This is a genomic window from Lentzea sokolovensis (assembly GCF_033949975.1).
Taxonomy (GTDB): domain Bacteria; phylum Actinomycetota; class Actinomycetes; order Mycobacteriales; family Pseudonocardiaceae; genus Lentzea; species Lentzea sokolovensis.
This window is the reverse complement of sequence record NZ_JAXAVU010000010.1, coordinates 898,370-911,944: the sequence shown is the minus strand read 5'-3', so window position 1 is coordinate 911,944 and position 13,575 is coordinate 898,370. Positions and strand designations below refer to the sequence as shown.

At 67.8% G+C, this 13,575-nt stretch carries 12 protein-coding genes; 4 read left to right on the top strand and 8 right to left on the bottom strand.

The window, feature by feature from the left end; genetic code table 11:
- Positions 1–42 precede the first annotated feature (42 nt).
- Genes SK854_RS26350 through SK854_RS26340 form a run of 3 tightly spaced genes read left to right on the top strand, consistent with a single transcriptional unit; the run spans position 43 to position 3,400 of the window.
- The gene (locus SK854_RS26350) at positions 43–1,554 is read left to right on the top strand and encodes a GAF domain-containing sensor histidine kinase (protein ID WP_319977771.1); all 1,512 of its coding nucleotides are present in this window, start codon (positions 43–45) and stop codon (positions 1,552–1,554) included.
- On the top strand, positions 1,545–2,198 hold the full coding sequence (locus SK854_RS26345) for a response regulator transcription factor (protein WP_319977770.1): 654 nt from the start codon (positions 1,545–1,547) through the stop codon (positions 2,196–2,198). The genes SK854_RS26350 and SK854_RS26345 overlap by 10 nt, the downstream gene beginning before the upstream one ends.
- 14 nt (positions 2,199–2,212) lie before the next feature.
- Complete coding sequence (locus tag SK854_RS26340) at positions 2,213–3,400, top strand: hypothetical protein (RefSeq protein ID WP_319977769.1); 1,188 nt, start codon at positions 2,213–2,215, stop codon at positions 3,398–3,400.
- A gap of 17 nt (positions 3,401–3,417) precedes the next feature.
- On the opposite strand, the gene SK854_RS26335 is transcribed toward SK854_RS26340, so the two are convergent.
- The 3 genes from SK854_RS26335 to SK854_RS26325 are packed head-to-tail and all read right to left on the bottom strand — an operon-like array spanning position 3,418 to position 8,008.
- Positions 3,418–4,935, bottom strand: coding sequence for an alpha/beta hydrolase (locus tag SK854_RS26335; protein ID WP_319977768.1), 1,518 nt, complete (start codon positions 4,933–4,935; stop codon positions 3,418–3,420).
- 12 nt (positions 4,936–4,947) lie between these two features.
- On the bottom strand, positions 4,948–6,465 hold the full coding sequence (locus SK854_RS26330; RefSeq protein WP_319977767.1) for an alpha/beta hydrolase: 1,518 nt from the start codon (positions 6,463–6,465) through the stop codon (positions 4,948–4,950).
- A gap of 13 nt (positions 6,466–6,478) precedes the next feature.
- Positions 6,479–8,008: an alpha/beta hydrolase gene (locus SK854_RS26325; protein ID WP_319977766.1), complete on the bottom strand. Its 1,530-nt coding sequence runs from the start codon at positions 8,006–8,008 to the stop codon at positions 6,479–6,481.
- Between the two features lie 163 nt (positions 8,009–8,171).
- Between SK854_RS26325 and SK854_RS26320 the strand changes: the two genes are divergently transcribed.
- Positions 8,172–8,657, top strand: a complete 486-nt coding sequence (locus SK854_RS26320) for a hypothetical protein (RefSeq protein ID WP_319977765.1) — start codon at positions 8,172–8,174, stop codon at positions 8,655–8,657.
- Here the strand turns inward: SK854_RS26320 and SK854_RS26315 are convergent.
- From SK854_RS26315 to SK854_RS26295, 5 genes are read right to left on the bottom strand one after another with little or no spacing between them, the layout of a single operon-like run.
- On the bottom strand, positions 8,639–9,613 hold the full coding sequence (locus tag SK854_RS26315) for an ABC transporter substrate-binding protein (RefSeq protein WP_319977764.1): 975 nt from the start codon (positions 9,611–9,613) through the stop codon (positions 8,639–8,641). The two genes, SK854_RS26320 and SK854_RS26315, sit on opposite strands and share 19 nt — an antisense overlap.
- Before the next feature lie 16 nt (positions 9,614–9,629).
- Positions 9,630–10,667, bottom strand: a complete 1,038-nt coding sequence (locus SK854_RS26310) for an ABC transporter permease (protein WP_319977763.1) — start codon at positions 10,665–10,667, stop codon at positions 9,630–9,632.
- Complete coding sequence (locus SK854_RS26305; protein ID WP_319977762.1) at positions 10,667–11,431, bottom strand: ATP-binding cassette domain-containing protein; 765 nt, start codon at positions 11,429–11,431, stop codon at positions 10,667–10,669. Before SK854_RS26305 ends, SK854_RS26310 begins: the two co-directional genes overlap by 1 nt.
- A 19-nt stretch (positions 11,432–11,450) precedes the next feature.
- The gene (locus tag SK854_RS26300) at positions 11,451–12,434 is read right to left on the bottom strand and encodes a class I mannose-6-phosphate isomerase (RefSeq protein ID WP_319977761.1); all 984 of its coding nucleotides are present in this window, start codon (positions 12,432–12,434) and stop codon (positions 11,451–11,453) included.
- Between the two features lie 29 nt (positions 12,435–12,463).
- On the bottom strand, positions 12,464–13,447 hold the full coding sequence (locus SK854_RS26295; RefSeq protein ID WP_319977760.1) for a LacI family DNA-binding transcriptional regulator: 984 nt from the start codon (positions 13,445–13,447) through the stop codon (positions 12,464–12,466).
- Between the last annotated feature and the right edge of the window lie 128 nt (positions 13,448–13,575).

Genomic DNA, 13,575 nt, shown 5'->3' with positions numbered 1-13,575 from the left:
GTTCGTGCGGTGTCACTTCTATCCCCCCAAGGGGTGAAGGCCGTGGACGGCAACGTCAGTACGGAACAGCGAGTGCTGGACGTCGTGCTGTCGTTCGCCGAAGTCGACACCCTCCCCGATCTGCTCCGCCACACCGTCGAGTCGGCCTGCGACCTGATCGGAGCCTCCTACGGCGCGCTGGCCGTGATCAACACCCACCGGGAGCTGACGGAGTTCACCGCCCACCACGACGGGCAGGTGCAGATCACGTCCGGTGATCCGCGCTCGATCGGACCGGCGGACTTCCTGGGCGCGCCGATCAAGGTGCACGACGAGACGTTCGGCAACCTCTTCCTGAGCGGCAAGGCGGAGTTCAGCAACCAGGACCGCGACGTCCTCACCGCGCTGGCCACGGCGGCGGGAAGCGCGGTGGAGCACCTCGACCGCTACGAGCAGACGCGCAAGCGTGAGGTGTGGCTGCGCGCCGCCGCCGAGGTGACGACCAACCTGCTGATGGGCACGAGCGGCCGTGACGCTCTCTACCTCGTGGCGAAGACGGCACGCACAACGGCCAACGCCGACTTCGCGGCCGTTGTGCTGCCCGACCACAACGGCGACCTCGTCATCGAGGTGACCGACGGCGGCACGTACGACGCCGAGGGCATGCGGGTGCCCAAGCAGGGCACGGTCACCTACCGGGTCTACGAGTCCGGCCAGGGCGAGTGCCACGCCGAGGGCAAGGTGTCCGCCGTGCCGGGGCCGTGCGCGGTCGTGCCGCTGAAGGTGGGGAAGCGGACGATCGGCGTGCTGATCTTGTCCAGGCCCAGCACCGAGTCCGGCTTCGACGACCCCGACCTCATCGAGGCCTTCGCCGCGCAGGCCGCGCTGGTGTTCGAGTTCACGCGGGCGCGGGGCGACACCGAACGGCTGGCGGTGCTGGAGGATCGCGACCGCATCGCCAGGGACCTGCACGACCTGGTCATCCAGCGGCTGTTCGGGCTCGGGCTCGGGTTGCAGGGGCTGACCGGGAAGAGCGTCAAGCCTCAGGTCGCCGAGCGGATCAGCGGGTTCGTGGAGGAGGTCGACCGCACGATCCGCGAGATCCGCCGCACCATCTTCTCCCTGCAGGAACCGCCGGCAGGGGGCACGAGTCTGCGCGGCCAGTTGCTCAACGTCGTGCACGAGTCCGCACAGCTGCTGGGCTTCGAACCGGACGTGTCGCTTGAAGGACCGTTGGACACCGTGGTGCCGGACCAGGTCAGGCCTGATTTGCTGGCCACGCTCCGAGAGGCGCTAACGAACGTCGTGCGTCATGCGAGAGCAAAGCATGTTGCTGTTGCCGTGAGCGTCGATCGCACCGTGACGAGTCTTGAGCTCATGGTCAAGGACGACGGCAGAGGCTTGCCGTTGGCTGACGATTCCGGTGGGGCGCCCCATCACTCGGGCGGCCTCGCGAACATGGCGGCTCGGGCGCGGCGCCACCACGGCGACTGCGCGGTGGACTCGATCCCCGGAGCCGGGGTGAGCATCACCTGGTTCGTTCCACTGGTGCTGCAGGAGGCGAGATGGCGATAGCGGTGCTGTTGGTGGACGACCACGAGATCGTGCGGCGCGGGCTGGTGCAGTTGCTCGCGCAGGCGGAGGACGTGCAGGTCGTGGGCCAGGCGGACAGCGCCGCGGCCGCGATCGCGCAGGCGCCGCGGCTCAAACCCGACGTGGCGATCATCGACGTGCGGCTGCCCGACGGCGACGGCGTCACGGTGTGCCGGGAGATCAGGAGCCTGGTGCAGCCGCCGCCGGCGTGCCTGATGCTCACGTCCTATTCGGACGACGAGGCGTTGTTCGGCGCGATCATGGCGGGCGCGGCCGGATACATGCTGAAAGAGGTGTCCGGCAACGATCTCGTCGCCGCCGTCCGCACCCTCGCCTCCGGCGGATCGCTCCTGCACGCCGGCGTCACGGCCACCGTCCTGCAACGGCTTCGCGGTGGCCCAGAGGAAGATCCGCGCTACGCCGCGCTGAGTCCGCAGGAACGCCGGATCCTCGACCTCATCGCCGAAGGCATGACGAACCGGCAGATCGCGAATCGCCTGTTCCTCGCCGAGAAGACGGTCAAGAACTACGTGTCGTCGCTGCTGCACAAGCTCGGTTTCGACCGCCGCACCGAGGCGGGCGTCTACGCGGCACGGCGCAGACGTACCCATCCAGGCGCCTTCTAGGCGATCATCGGTGCATGGGGCACCAGCACTTCGCGTTGATCGACTGGGACCGTCCGAGGGACAACCCGGTGGCCGTCGTCCGGGTCGACGGCGCCTCCGAGGAGATGTTCGTGCCGCCCTTTCACTGGGTGCGGCCTGATCCCGTGTACCGCGAGTGGTTCGTGAACGTGCCCATCTCCGCCGCGGAAGCCGACGTGTTGATCACGCGAACGGGCCCGCGGATCGACATCCAGGACAGGGATCCGCGCAGCTCCGGTCAGCGCATGCACGCGAGCGAGGGCTACGCCGAGCGGCACCTCCACTTCGCGGTCGTGACCGAGGAGCACCCGTTCGACGACCCGCTCACCATCGTCAGGGAGGACCTGACCAGTGCACGGGAGGTGGTGTCGTACACCCGCGACCTGGTCTGGAGTGAGGAACCGGTCGAGGGCAGGCTCGTCCGGATCACCCAGGAGGACGCAGCCCGGTTCCAGGAGGTCCTGGCGCGCCGCGTGTTCGGTGATACCGACGTCCGCCATTTCGCGGTGACGAACCACCTGTACCCGGACGTCGCGGATCCGCACGTGCTCATCCGTGAGCTGGTCGGGGAGAACGGTCACCACCGCTACGAGACCCTCGACGAGAACCGCCGCTGGGTCGAGACCTCCCGCCGGCACCACTGCGGCAAGCCCGTCACCGGAGCGGCCCTCGACCACCTGCTCACGTCGTGGTCACCTCGTCCGCGGATCACCGAACTCAGGTTCTTCGTGTTCACCGACGGCAACGGGGATCCGCTGCGCCTGGCGCGCGTGGAGTCCGAGGAGAACGGTCATCTCAAGGAGAAGGCGTTCGTCGGGGAGCACTGGGAGGACGTGACGTGCGCGTTCGACCAGGAGGGAGAACCGGTCGAGATCGACGAGGCACGGGCGGGTGAGCTCGAGGAGACCGTGGCCCGTCTCAACACCGCGCCCGCCGACGTCCGGTACCGCTACTGGGTGGTCACCGACCGGAAGGTGCCGGGGTGGGAGTTCCTGGACCGCGTCGTGCGGACCTGGGGCGGCGCGGACGGCACCCGGAACTCCGAGTACCGCCACGGAGCCGGGCCCACCTGGTTCCGGGCGGACCGCCACGGCTGGGTCCACGTCCTGAAGGGTGTCGAGGCCGTGACCGAGGCCGAGATGGAGGAGCGGAGGCGCTCACCGCACAAACGCCTCAGCCCCTGATCATCCTGAGTGGACGGTCACCACCCGGCCTGAGCGGCCAGCTGCTGCGCCTTGACGAGCGGGTTGCCCGTGCTCGCACCGGGTGCCGGTAGCGGCACACCGGGACAGCTCAGGTCCTTCGCCGGCACTACGCCGTCGACGAGGTAGCTCTCCACCACGTCGCTGACGCAGTCGTTGCTGAACCCGTAGATGCCGTGGTCACCCTCGTCCTTCACGGTCAGCATCCGCGAGTTGGCGAACCCGGCATGTGCCCGTCGCGCGCCTGCGAGAGGCGTCGCGGGGTCACGCACCGACTGCACCATGAGCGCGGAGTCGACGCCCTTTCCGTTGGGGCGCTTGAGCTGCACGTCCGGGCGGTCCCACCACGCGCACGGGCCGGTCACCTGGTAGCCGCCGACGAGCGAGTACTGCCGGACGCTCTTGTTTCCTTCACGCTCCAACGACTTCCGGTCACCGCGGAACGGGGTGTCGTTGCACAGGATCGACATCTGCGTGCCCATCAGCGCGTCCGGGTACTGCTTCGGAGCCGCCAGTGACATCGGCAGCGTGCCCGCGAGCAGCGCGACCAGCCGGGCCGTGCCTTCGAAGGAGTCCTTGCTGTACAGGCCGCCGAAGATCACGGCGTCCAGCACCACCGGCGTGACGACGGTGCCGTCCGGCAGCGTGGCGGGTTGCTCGGTCAGCCGGGCACGCGTGGTCTCGTAGCTCTGGCGCACCTCTTCGGCGGTCTTGCCGAGATGGAACACGTTGTCGTACTTCGCCACCCACGGCAGGAAGTCGGCGCGGAACCGGAGTTCGGACCCGGCCGGGAGGTTGTCGAAGACCTTCTGCCACGACTCGGTGAACTCGGTGTTGGAGTCGAGGACGATCTTGTCGAGGGTCTTCGGGAAGTAGGTCGCGTAATAGGCGCCCATCCAGGTGCCCGCGGAGTAGCCGAGCCAGCTGACCTTCTTGCGGCCGAGCACCTGGCGGAGCAGGTCGAGGTCGCGCACGGTCTGCTCGGTGGTGATGTATCGGCCGAGCTCGCCGGACTTGGTCTGGCAGAACTTGGCCTGCAGTTCCATGCCGCCGTAGAGCAGGTCGAGGTTGGCCTTGCTCCGGTCGCGCCAGTCGGTGGCGAGCCGGTGCTGGTAGGAGCCGCACGTGACGTTGTCGCTGCCACCGGTGCCGCGCACGTCGATGCCGACGATCTCGGCGTTATCGCTGAGCTTCGGCCGGTTCAGGTAGATCAGTGGCAACGTGCGCCCGGCGCCGCCAGGGCCGCCGGGGTTGGTGAAGACGGTGCTCTTCGCCTTGCCGTTCAACGGAACCGTGCGGCTGACGGCGATCGTGATGGTCTTGCCGTTGCGAGGGTTGTTCCAGTCCATCGGGGCGGTGAAGCTGCCGCACTGCAGCCGTTCGAACCCCGGTTCATCGGTGCACTGCTGCCACTTGATGTCCTGGCGCGCGAACTCGGTGCTTGCCGAAGCCTGTGGTGCGACCAACAACGACGTTGCCACGGTCACGGCGGCTACGGCCGCCAACTGCTTTCTCATCGGACCTCCCCCTTACCAGCCGAGCCGGGTTGCCAGGGTCCGCGCCTGCTCCAGCGTCCCGGCCTGCTGCTGACCCGGCTCGGGCAGCGGCACTCCGGGGCAGGACAGGTCACCGGACGGCGTCACGCGGTCGACGAGGTAGCGCTCGACGATGTCGTTCACGCAGGCGTTGTCGAACCCGTAGATGCCGTGGTCACCCTCGTCCTTCACGGTCAGCAGCCGCGATCCGGCGAACCCGGCGTGCGCCTTGCGCGCACCCTCGATCGGCGTCGGCGCGTCGCGTTCGGACTGCACCATCAGCGTCGGCGTGACGCCGATTCCGTTGGGCTGCTTCAGGTTGACGTTCGGCCGGTCCCAGAACGCGCAGGGGCCCATGATCTGGTAGTACCCCAGCAACGGCCACTTGGCGCCGTCGCGCGCGGCGTCGCGTTCCAGGAACTCGCGGTCGCCGCGGAACTTGTTGTCGTTGCAGACGATCGAGTGCAACGTGGCGTTCTGCGCGTCCGGGTAGGAAGCCTGCGCCGTCATCGGCGCCGGCACCGTGCCGGCCAGTTCGGCGAACTTGCGCGCGGTGCTGTCGAACGCGTACTTGCTGTACTGGCCCTGGACGAGCACCAGGTCCAGCGTGACCTCGTTGTACGTGCCTTCGGGCAGGGTGACGGGCTGCTGTGCGAGCTTCGCGCGCGTCCGTTCGTAGCTCTGCCGCACCTCTTCACCGGTCTTGCCGAGGTGGTAGATGTCGTCGTACTTGGCGACCCACGGTGCGAAGTCGACCCGAAATCGCCGCTCGAAGCCCATGCCGAAGTCGCCGAACACCGACTGCCACGTCCCGGTGAACTCGGTGTTCGAGTCGAGGACGATCTTGTCGAGGGTCTTCGGGAAGTAGGTGGCGTAGTAGGCGCCCATCCAGCTGCCGCCGGAGTAACCGACCCAGTCGACCTTCTTGCGGCCGATCACCTGGCGCAGCAGGTCCAGGTCCTTCACGGTCTGGTCGGTGGTGATGTACTTCCCGAGCTCACCGGACTTGGCCTGGCAGAACTTCGCCTGCAGCTCCATACCGCTGTAGATCAGGTCCAGGTTCGCCCTGCTGCGATCGCGCGGGTCCGTCGAACCGAGCGTGTCGTACCCGCCGCACGTGACGTTGCTGCTGGCGCCCGTGCCGCGCACGTCGATGCCGTAGATCTCGGCGTTCTCGCTGAGCTTCGGCCGGTCGAGATAGACCATCGGCAGCGTGCGTCCCTCACCGCCAGGCCCACCGGGGTTGGTGAAGACCGCGGTCTTCGCCTTGCCGTTCAACGGAACCGTGCGGCTGACGGCGATCGTGATGGTCTTGCCGTTGCGAGGGTTGTTCCAGTCCATCGGGGCGGTGAAGCTGCCGCACTGCAGCCGTTCGAACCCTGGTTCGTCGGTGCACTGCTGCCAGGTGATCCTCTGATCGGCCAGGCCGGTCGCCGCCTGAGCCTGTGGTGCGATGAACAGCGATGTCGCGGTGACGACGGTGAGTGCCACCGCGATCTTCTTGCGGTACATGCGTTTCCCCCTTCTACCAGCCGAGCCGGGTGGCGAGCTGCCGTGCCTTCGCGAGCGAGTTCTGCGCGCTCTGCCCGTCGGGAGCGGGCAGTGGAACGCCGGGGCACTTCAGGTCCGCGGCGGGAGTCACGCCGTCGACGAGGTAGCGCTCGACGATGTCGTTCACGCACGGGTTGCCGAAGCCGTAGATGCCGTGGTCACCCTCGTCCTCAACGGTGAGCAGCACGGAGTTCCTGAAGTTCCGGTGGGCCCGCTGCGCCTGCTCGATCGGCGTCGCCGGGTCACGCACCGACTGCACCATCAGCGTCGGGGCGACGCCGATCCCGGTCGGCTGCTTGAGCTTCACGTCCGGCCGGTCCCAGAACGCGCACGGGCCGGCGATCTGGGTGTAGCCGACGAGCGGCCACTTGGCGCCGTCCTGCGCGCCGTCGCGCTCCAGGTACTTCCTGCCGCCCTGGAACGGCGTGTCGTTGCAGAGGATCGAGTAGGCGGTGCCCAGCTGGGCGTCCGGGTAACTGGCCAGCGTCTTCAGCTGCGGGGACACCGCGCCGGCCAGCTCCGCGAGCCTCAGCGCGCCCTCGGGGAAGCTGTCCTTGTTGTACAGCGTGCTCCGCAGCACGAGGTCGAGCGTGACGCCGTTGTAGACGCCGTCCGGTCGCGTGACGGGCTGCGCGTTCAGCTTGGCGCGGGTGCGTTCGTAGGACTGGCGCACCTCCTCGCCGGTCTTGCCCAGGTGGTAGACCTCGTCGTACTTCGCCACCCACGGCAGGAAGTCGACGCGGAACCGGCGTTCGAAGGCCATGCCCCAGTCGTCGAAGATCGGCTGCCACGGCAGGGTGAAGTCGACGTTGGAGTCGAGCACGATCCGGTCGAGCGTCTTGGGGAAGTAGGTGGCGTAGTAGGCGCCCATCCAGCTGCCGCCGGAGTAGCCGAGCCAGCTGACCTTCTTCTTGCCGAGCACCTGGCGCAGCAGGTCGAGGTCCTTCACCGTCTGGTCGGTGGAGACGTACCTGCCGAACTCGCCCGACTTGGCCTGGCAGAACTTCGCCTGCAGTTCCATGGCGCCGTAGAGCAGGTCGAGGTTGGCCTTGCTGCGATCACGCGGATCGACCTGGCCGTCGGTGTTGAAGCTCCCGCACGTGACGTTGCTGCTCGCGCCGGTGCCGCGCACGTCGATCCCGATGATCTCGGCGTTCTCGCTCAGCTTGGGCCGATCGAGGTAGAGCAGCGGGATCGTGCGGCCGGGTCCACCGGGACCGCCGGGGTTGGTGAAGACCGTGGACTTCGCCGTGCCGCTCTTCGGCGTCAGGCGGCTGACGGCGATGGTGATCGTCTTGCCGTTGCGCGGGTTGTTCCAGTCCATCGGCGCGGTGAAGCTGCCGCACTCCAGTCGTTCGCCGCCTGGCGGAAGTCCCGGCGTTCCCGGGGCGAAGCACTGCTGCCACTGGATCTGCTGGGTTGGTGCTGCCAGTGCCTGTGGTGCGATGAGCAGGGATGTCGCTGTTACAACGGCAAGTGCCGCCGCGATTTTCTTTCGTAGCATTCGAGCCCCCTCCAATGTGCCTACAGCTCATCGGTTTTCAGGACTCTGAACATCCGCTGAAGGATGACGGACTCGTACGACTTGGGTCTTAGGCCACCCGGCCAAACAGCCATGACATGCGTAATGGTCCCGTAGGTGGAGACCCCGGTGTCATGATCGAAGGATGGGGAGATCCGAGATCGTCAACGTGGCCGGACTGGCCGGAGAAGAACGCTTGGAGTTCGTGCTGGAAGTGGCCATCCACCCGTTCACGATCGAGGTGCTGGAGCCGGGCCACCTGGCTTCGACGATCAGTGGGCGTGACGTGCGGGAGTGCTTCGACGCGCTGCGGAGACAGCTGGAGGACCACGGGATTCTGCTGTGCTGCATGGGCAGTCGGCCGGACGTGTGGTCGTCCGGGATGTTGCACCAGTTCTCCGACGGCAGGGAGGCCTACCTGCACAGGGAGGGAGAGAAGGCCACCAACGACGACGTGGTGGACATCTTCGCTCCCACCGATGCCTCGGAGGTCGTGACGCTGGAAGAGCAGCGGGCGGCGTTCCTCGACGCGCACCCGATCCTGAAGGAGCGCCTGATTGCGAAAGGGGCCGTCCCCGCACCGGGAACGGCCCCTTCGTCGTCAGCTGAAGATCAGCAGGATTCCTTGTAGAAGTACTTCGAGTTGGCCGACACGTCGTCCTTCGTGATGGCGACGAGGTCCGTCTCGATGTTGCGCTTGTTCTCCTTGCCGTCGATCGCGGCCAGGGCCTGCTCGACGCCCTGCTTGCCGATCGTGGCGGGGTCCTGGGCGATCAGGGCCTGCACGGTGCCCGCCTTCAGGTCCTCCACCTGCTTGGGCGAGGCGTCGAAGCCGACCAGGTTCACCGCGCCGGTCTTGCCCGCGTTGCGCAGGCCGGTCGCGGCGCCCTCACCGCTGTTGAGGTTGGTCGCGAACACGCCGATCAGGTCCGGGTTCGCCGCCAGCGTGGCGGTCACCTTCGAGGCCGCGGTGGCGGGTTCGTTGTCGGTGTACTGCTGGCCGATGTACTTGAGGTTCGGGTAGGCCTTGATGGCGTCCTCGAAGCCCTTGGCGCGCGCGTCCGTCGTCGACGTGCCCGCCTTGGTGTTGAGCACCAGCACCGAGCCGGTCTTGCCGGCCGCGAGCTTGTTCAGCGTCTCGGCGGCGAGCTTGCCGCCCTGCTCGTTGTTGGACGAGATGGAGGAGACGCCGATCGAGGTGTCCTGGAGCTTCGTGTCGACCTCGACGACCTTGATGCCCGCGTCCTTGAGCTGCTTCATCGGGCCGGCCATGGCCTTGTCGTCGGTCGGCGCGATCAGGACCGCGGCGGGCTTCGACGCGAGGACGCCCGTGACGATCGGGGTCTGCTGGGCCGCGTCGAACTTGGCGGGGGCCTGCGTGTCGAACTCGTAGCCCGCGGCCTTGGCCGCACCCTCGAAACCGCACTGCATCGAGATGTAGAACGGTTCCGCCGAGATGCCGGGGATCAGCACCAGTTTCTTGTTCGCGGCGGAGTTGCCCGAGTTCGAGTCACCAATCTGCCCACCCCCGCCACACGCGGCGAGCAGGAAAGCGGCTGAGACAGCCACTGCGGAGCGGATCTTCATTGGTCCAGCACCTTTCCTAACGTTGGTTGCGCGCCCGCCGCCGGGTCTGGTCCAGCCACACGGCGGCCACCAGCACGATCGCCACGGCGATCGGCTGCCAGAACTCCTTGACCCCGATGATCACGAGGCCCTTCTCCAGCACCGCCGGGATGAACACGCCGAAGACCGTGCCCAGCACCGAACCCATGCCGCCGAAGATGCTCGTCCCACCCAGGACGACGGCGGCGATCGCGTTCAGGTTGTCCGTCTCGTGGCCGGTGACGACCGCGACGCGGAAGAACGCGTTGCCCATGAACCCCGCGAGACCCGCCAGGGTGCCCGCGAGCAGGTACACCTTCGTCAGGTGGCCGCGCACCGAGATGCCGACGCGCCTGGCCGCCTCCTCGTTCGAGCCGACCGCGTACGTGTAGCGGCCGAAACGCGTGGTGGACAACAGCAACGCGCCGAGAGCGGTGACGATCGCGGCCACGATCACGATGTTCGGGATGCCGAAGTACGTGCCGGAACCGAAGGTGGTGTTCAGCTTGTCCGGGATGCCGGACACGTTGGAACCGTTGTTCAGCAACAAAGCCGCGCCCTGCGCCGCACCGAACGAACCCAGGGTCACGATCAGCGGCGGGATCTTCGCCCGCGAGATCAGCAGACCGTTGAGCAGACCCCAGACCGCGCCGCTGACCACGGCGACCAGCAGGCCGAACGCGATCACGCCCCAGCCCGCGTTCGTCGCGTCGCCGCCGGACACCGAGTTCATCGCCATCGCACTCGACACCGACGCGAACACCAGCACCGAACCGACGGACAGGTCGATGCCGGACGTGATGATCACGAACGTCATGCCGACCGACAGCACCAGCAGCACGGCGGTCTCCGCGAGCAGGAACTGCAGCGTGGTCACCTGGAAGATCGCGTCCGGACGGATCGCGCCGAACGTGGCGACCAGGACCAGCAGCACCAGGCCGATCCAGAGCGTGTTCGCGCCGGTCAAACGCTTGAGCAACGGGATGCGCTGCTCGTCCGGCTGAGTTGACAACGTTGTCTTCTCATCGGTCGTCATTACGCCGCGTCCTCCTGAGTGAGCGCACCGGTCATCGCGCCGACGAGCTCTTCCACGCTGGTGTCCGAGGCCTTGAAACGGGCCACGCGCCGGCCGAGGCGCAGCACCTCGACGCGGTCGGAGACCGACAGCACCTCGGGCATGTTGTGCGAGATCAGCACCACGGCGATGCCCTCGTCGCGGACGCGCTTGATCACTTCCAGCACGCGTTCCCGTTGTACGACACCGAGTGCGGCCGTCGGCTCGTCCATGAACACGAGCTTCGACGCCCACGCCACCGACCGCGCGACCGCGACGGACTGGCGCTGGCCACCGGACAGCGCCGCGATCGGCACGTCGATGCTCTGCAGCGTCGCGCCGAACCGCGAGAAGTGCTCGGCGGCCTGCCTGCGCATCGCCTTCTTGTCCAGCACGCCCAGCAGACCGAGGACGCCGGGCTTGAGGATCTCCCTGCCCAGGAACATGTTCGCGGCCGGGTCGAGGTCCGGCGCGACCGCGAGGTCCTGGAAGACCGTCTCGATGCCCCGGTCGCGGGCGTCGTTGGGGGAGCTGAGAACGAGCGGCTCGCCGTCGAAGAGCAGCGTGCCGCTGGTGGGCTGCTCCACCCCGGAAAGGCACTTCACCAGAGTGGACTTGCCCGCGCCGTTGTCGCCGATCAGCGACACGACCTCACCGGGATAAGCGGTGAACGCGGCACCGCGGAGAGCCTCCACGGTGCCGTAGTTCTTCGTGAGATCACGAGCCTCCAGCAACGGCTGGCTCACGGTTCACATCCTTCAGTGACTACACAGCGGACAGAACGGGTGGACGGCAGCGGATCGCCACCAGGTCACCGGTCAGACCGAGCTCGCCGGCCGCGTGAGGCACGACGAGGGTGCTGCCCTTGTGCACCTCCAGCTCACCGAGCTGGCCGGAACCCTCCAGCACGACCAGCACGGCGAACGACGGCTCCAGTGCGAAGGAGCCCTCCACGTGCAGGCGGTCGGCCTGGAAGAACGGGTCCGCGTCGTGGCCGAGCAGATCGACCGACGGCGCCCACTTCTCGGACGTCTGACGCACGAGCTTGTCGAGCTGACCGCTCCAGCCCTGCCGGTCCACGCAGTCCAGCGCGACGTCGTAGCCGAGGCCGAGGTGGCCGATGTCGGCGTTGGCGAGGAAGCCCTGCCACTCCAGCGTCACCGAGAAGTCCGTGGGCTGCTGCAGTTCGACGATGAAGACGCCCTCGCCGATCGCGTGCGGCACGCCGGCGGGCACGAAGACCGTGTCACCGGGCCGGACGCAGATCGGGTTCAGCGCGTCGAGCATCGCCGAGGTGTTCTGCGTGGCGACCCAGTCCGCGACGGTGGCGGCGGGCACGTCGTCGCGGAATCCGATGTAGACGGTCGGGGTCGACCCGGTCGTGCCCACGACGATCCACGCTTCGGTCTTGCCGTGGCGGCAGTTCAGGTGCGAGGACGCGAAGGCGTTCGACGGGTGGCAGTGCACGGGCAGGCGCTGGCCCGCGTCGAGCAGCTTCACCAGCAACGCCGTGTCGCCGCCGAACTTGGCCGCGTGGTCCGCGCCGAGCCATCCCGTCGGGTCCGCTTTCACCGCGTCGCGCAGGAGCACGCCGTTTGGCAACGTTGTCAGCCCTGCGTCGTCGCGTCCGTAGAGCGTGGTCGTCGACGCCACCCAGTCCTCGGGGCCGAAGTCGCCACTGGTCCCGCCGCGCAACGCGGCGATCGCCTCACCGCCGCGGTAGAACTGCTTCGGCTGGTTGGCGGGCAAGTTGACAGGCTGGTGGAGAACACCAGAACTCACGCGTGGACCTCCCCGGATCCTCGTGGCACCAAGCGCACCGGCAGCACGACGCGGCGCGGTGGTGAGTTGTCGCCGTCCAGTCGGGCGAACAACAAATCGGTGGCCGCCTTGCCGAGCGCGCTCGCGTCGTGCGCGATCACGGTCACCGGCGGCGACAACAGGTCGGCGAGTTCGAAGTCGTCGAAGCCCACCAGGGCGGGCCTTTCCGCGACGCCCGCGAGCGCGCGCAGGATGTACACGGTGATGCGGTTGTTGCCGGCCACGATCGCCGTCGCGGGCTCCCGCATGCTGTGCAGGCGCTGCAACGTGGTCCTGACGCTGCTTTCGTCGTGCGGTCCCATCGCCACGAGTTCCTCGTGGTAGCCGATGCCGGCTCGCACGCAGCCCTCGCGGTAGCCGCGCAGGCGCTCGTTGGCGGTGAAGATGTCCGGGGCGTCCCCGAGGAACGCGACGCGGCGGTGCCCGTGCGAGGCCAGGTGCGTGACCGCCTCGACGGTGCCGCCGATGTTGTCCACCAGCACGGTGTCGGCCACGACGTCGCCGGCGGGCCGGTCCAGGAACACCACGGGCGTGCCCGCGCGCATCTCCGGCACCAGGTAGCTGTGCTGCAGACCGGCGGGCACGATCAGCAGCCCGTCCACGCGCCTGCTGCAGAACTCCAGCGCGAGCTCGCGCTCGCGGCTCGGATCCTCGTCCGACGACCCCGAGATGACCTGTCTGCCGCGCAAACGGGCGATCTCCTCGACAGCGCGCGTCACGCCGGAGTAGAACGGGTTGCCGACGTCTTCCAGCACCAGCCCGATCGTGCCGGTGGACGAGCCTCGGCGCAGGTTGCGGGCACTCAGGTTCCGCCGGAACCCGAGCTGGTCGATGGCCGCCAGCACGCGCTCCGCGGTGGACGGATGCACGCCCGGCTCGTCGTTGACCACGCGTGAGACGGTCTTGATGCTCACGCCCGCGAGCCGCGCGACGTCGTTCATCGTCGCACGACGTACCTTGCGCTGACCGGCTACGGGCCCGCTGGGGGACAACGTTGTCATAGTGGGCGTATCTCACCTTGGCTTTACGGCCTTGTCAACAGTTCCTGACCGGTCAAGGGCGCGGACGC

Bases quoted from the DNA above. Each gene is read 5' to 3' on its own strand.
- SK854_RS26315 (WP_319977764.1), bottom strand. From the start codon at position 9,613: ATGAAGATCCGCTCCGCAGTGGCTGTCTCAGCCGCTTTCCTGCTCGCC.
- SK854_RS26345 (WP_319977770.1), top strand. From the start codon at position 1,545: ATGGCGATAGCGGTGCTGTTGGTGGACGACCACGAGATCGTGCGGCGC.
- SK854_RS26295 (WP_319977760.1), bottom strand. From the start codon at position 13,447: ATGAACGACGTCGCGCGGCTCGCGGGCGTGAGCATCAAGACCGTCTCA.
- SK854_RS26325 (WP_319977766.1), bottom strand. From the start codon at position 8,008: ATGCTACGAAAGAAAATCGCGGCGGCACTTGCCGTTGTAACAGCGACA.
- SK854_RS26340 (WP_319977769.1), top strand. From the start codon at position 2,213: ATGGGGCACCAGCACTTCGCGTTGATCGACTGGGACCGTCCGAGGGAC.
- SK854_RS26310 (WP_319977763.1), bottom strand. From the start codon at position 10,667: ATGACGACCGATGAGAAGACAACGTTGTCAACTCAGCCGGACGAGCAG.
- SK854_RS26320 (WP_319977765.1), top strand. From the start codon at position 8,172: ATGGGGAGATCCGAGATCGTCAACGTGGCCGGACTGGCCGGAGAAGAA.
- SK854_RS26330 (WP_319977767.1), bottom strand. From the start codon at position 6,465: ATGTACCGCAAGAAGATCGCGGTGGCACTCACCGTCGTCACCGCGACA.
- SK854_RS26335 (WP_319977768.1), bottom strand. From the start codon at position 4,935: ATGAGAAAGCAGTTGGCGGCCGTAGCCGCCGTGACCGTGGCAACGTCG.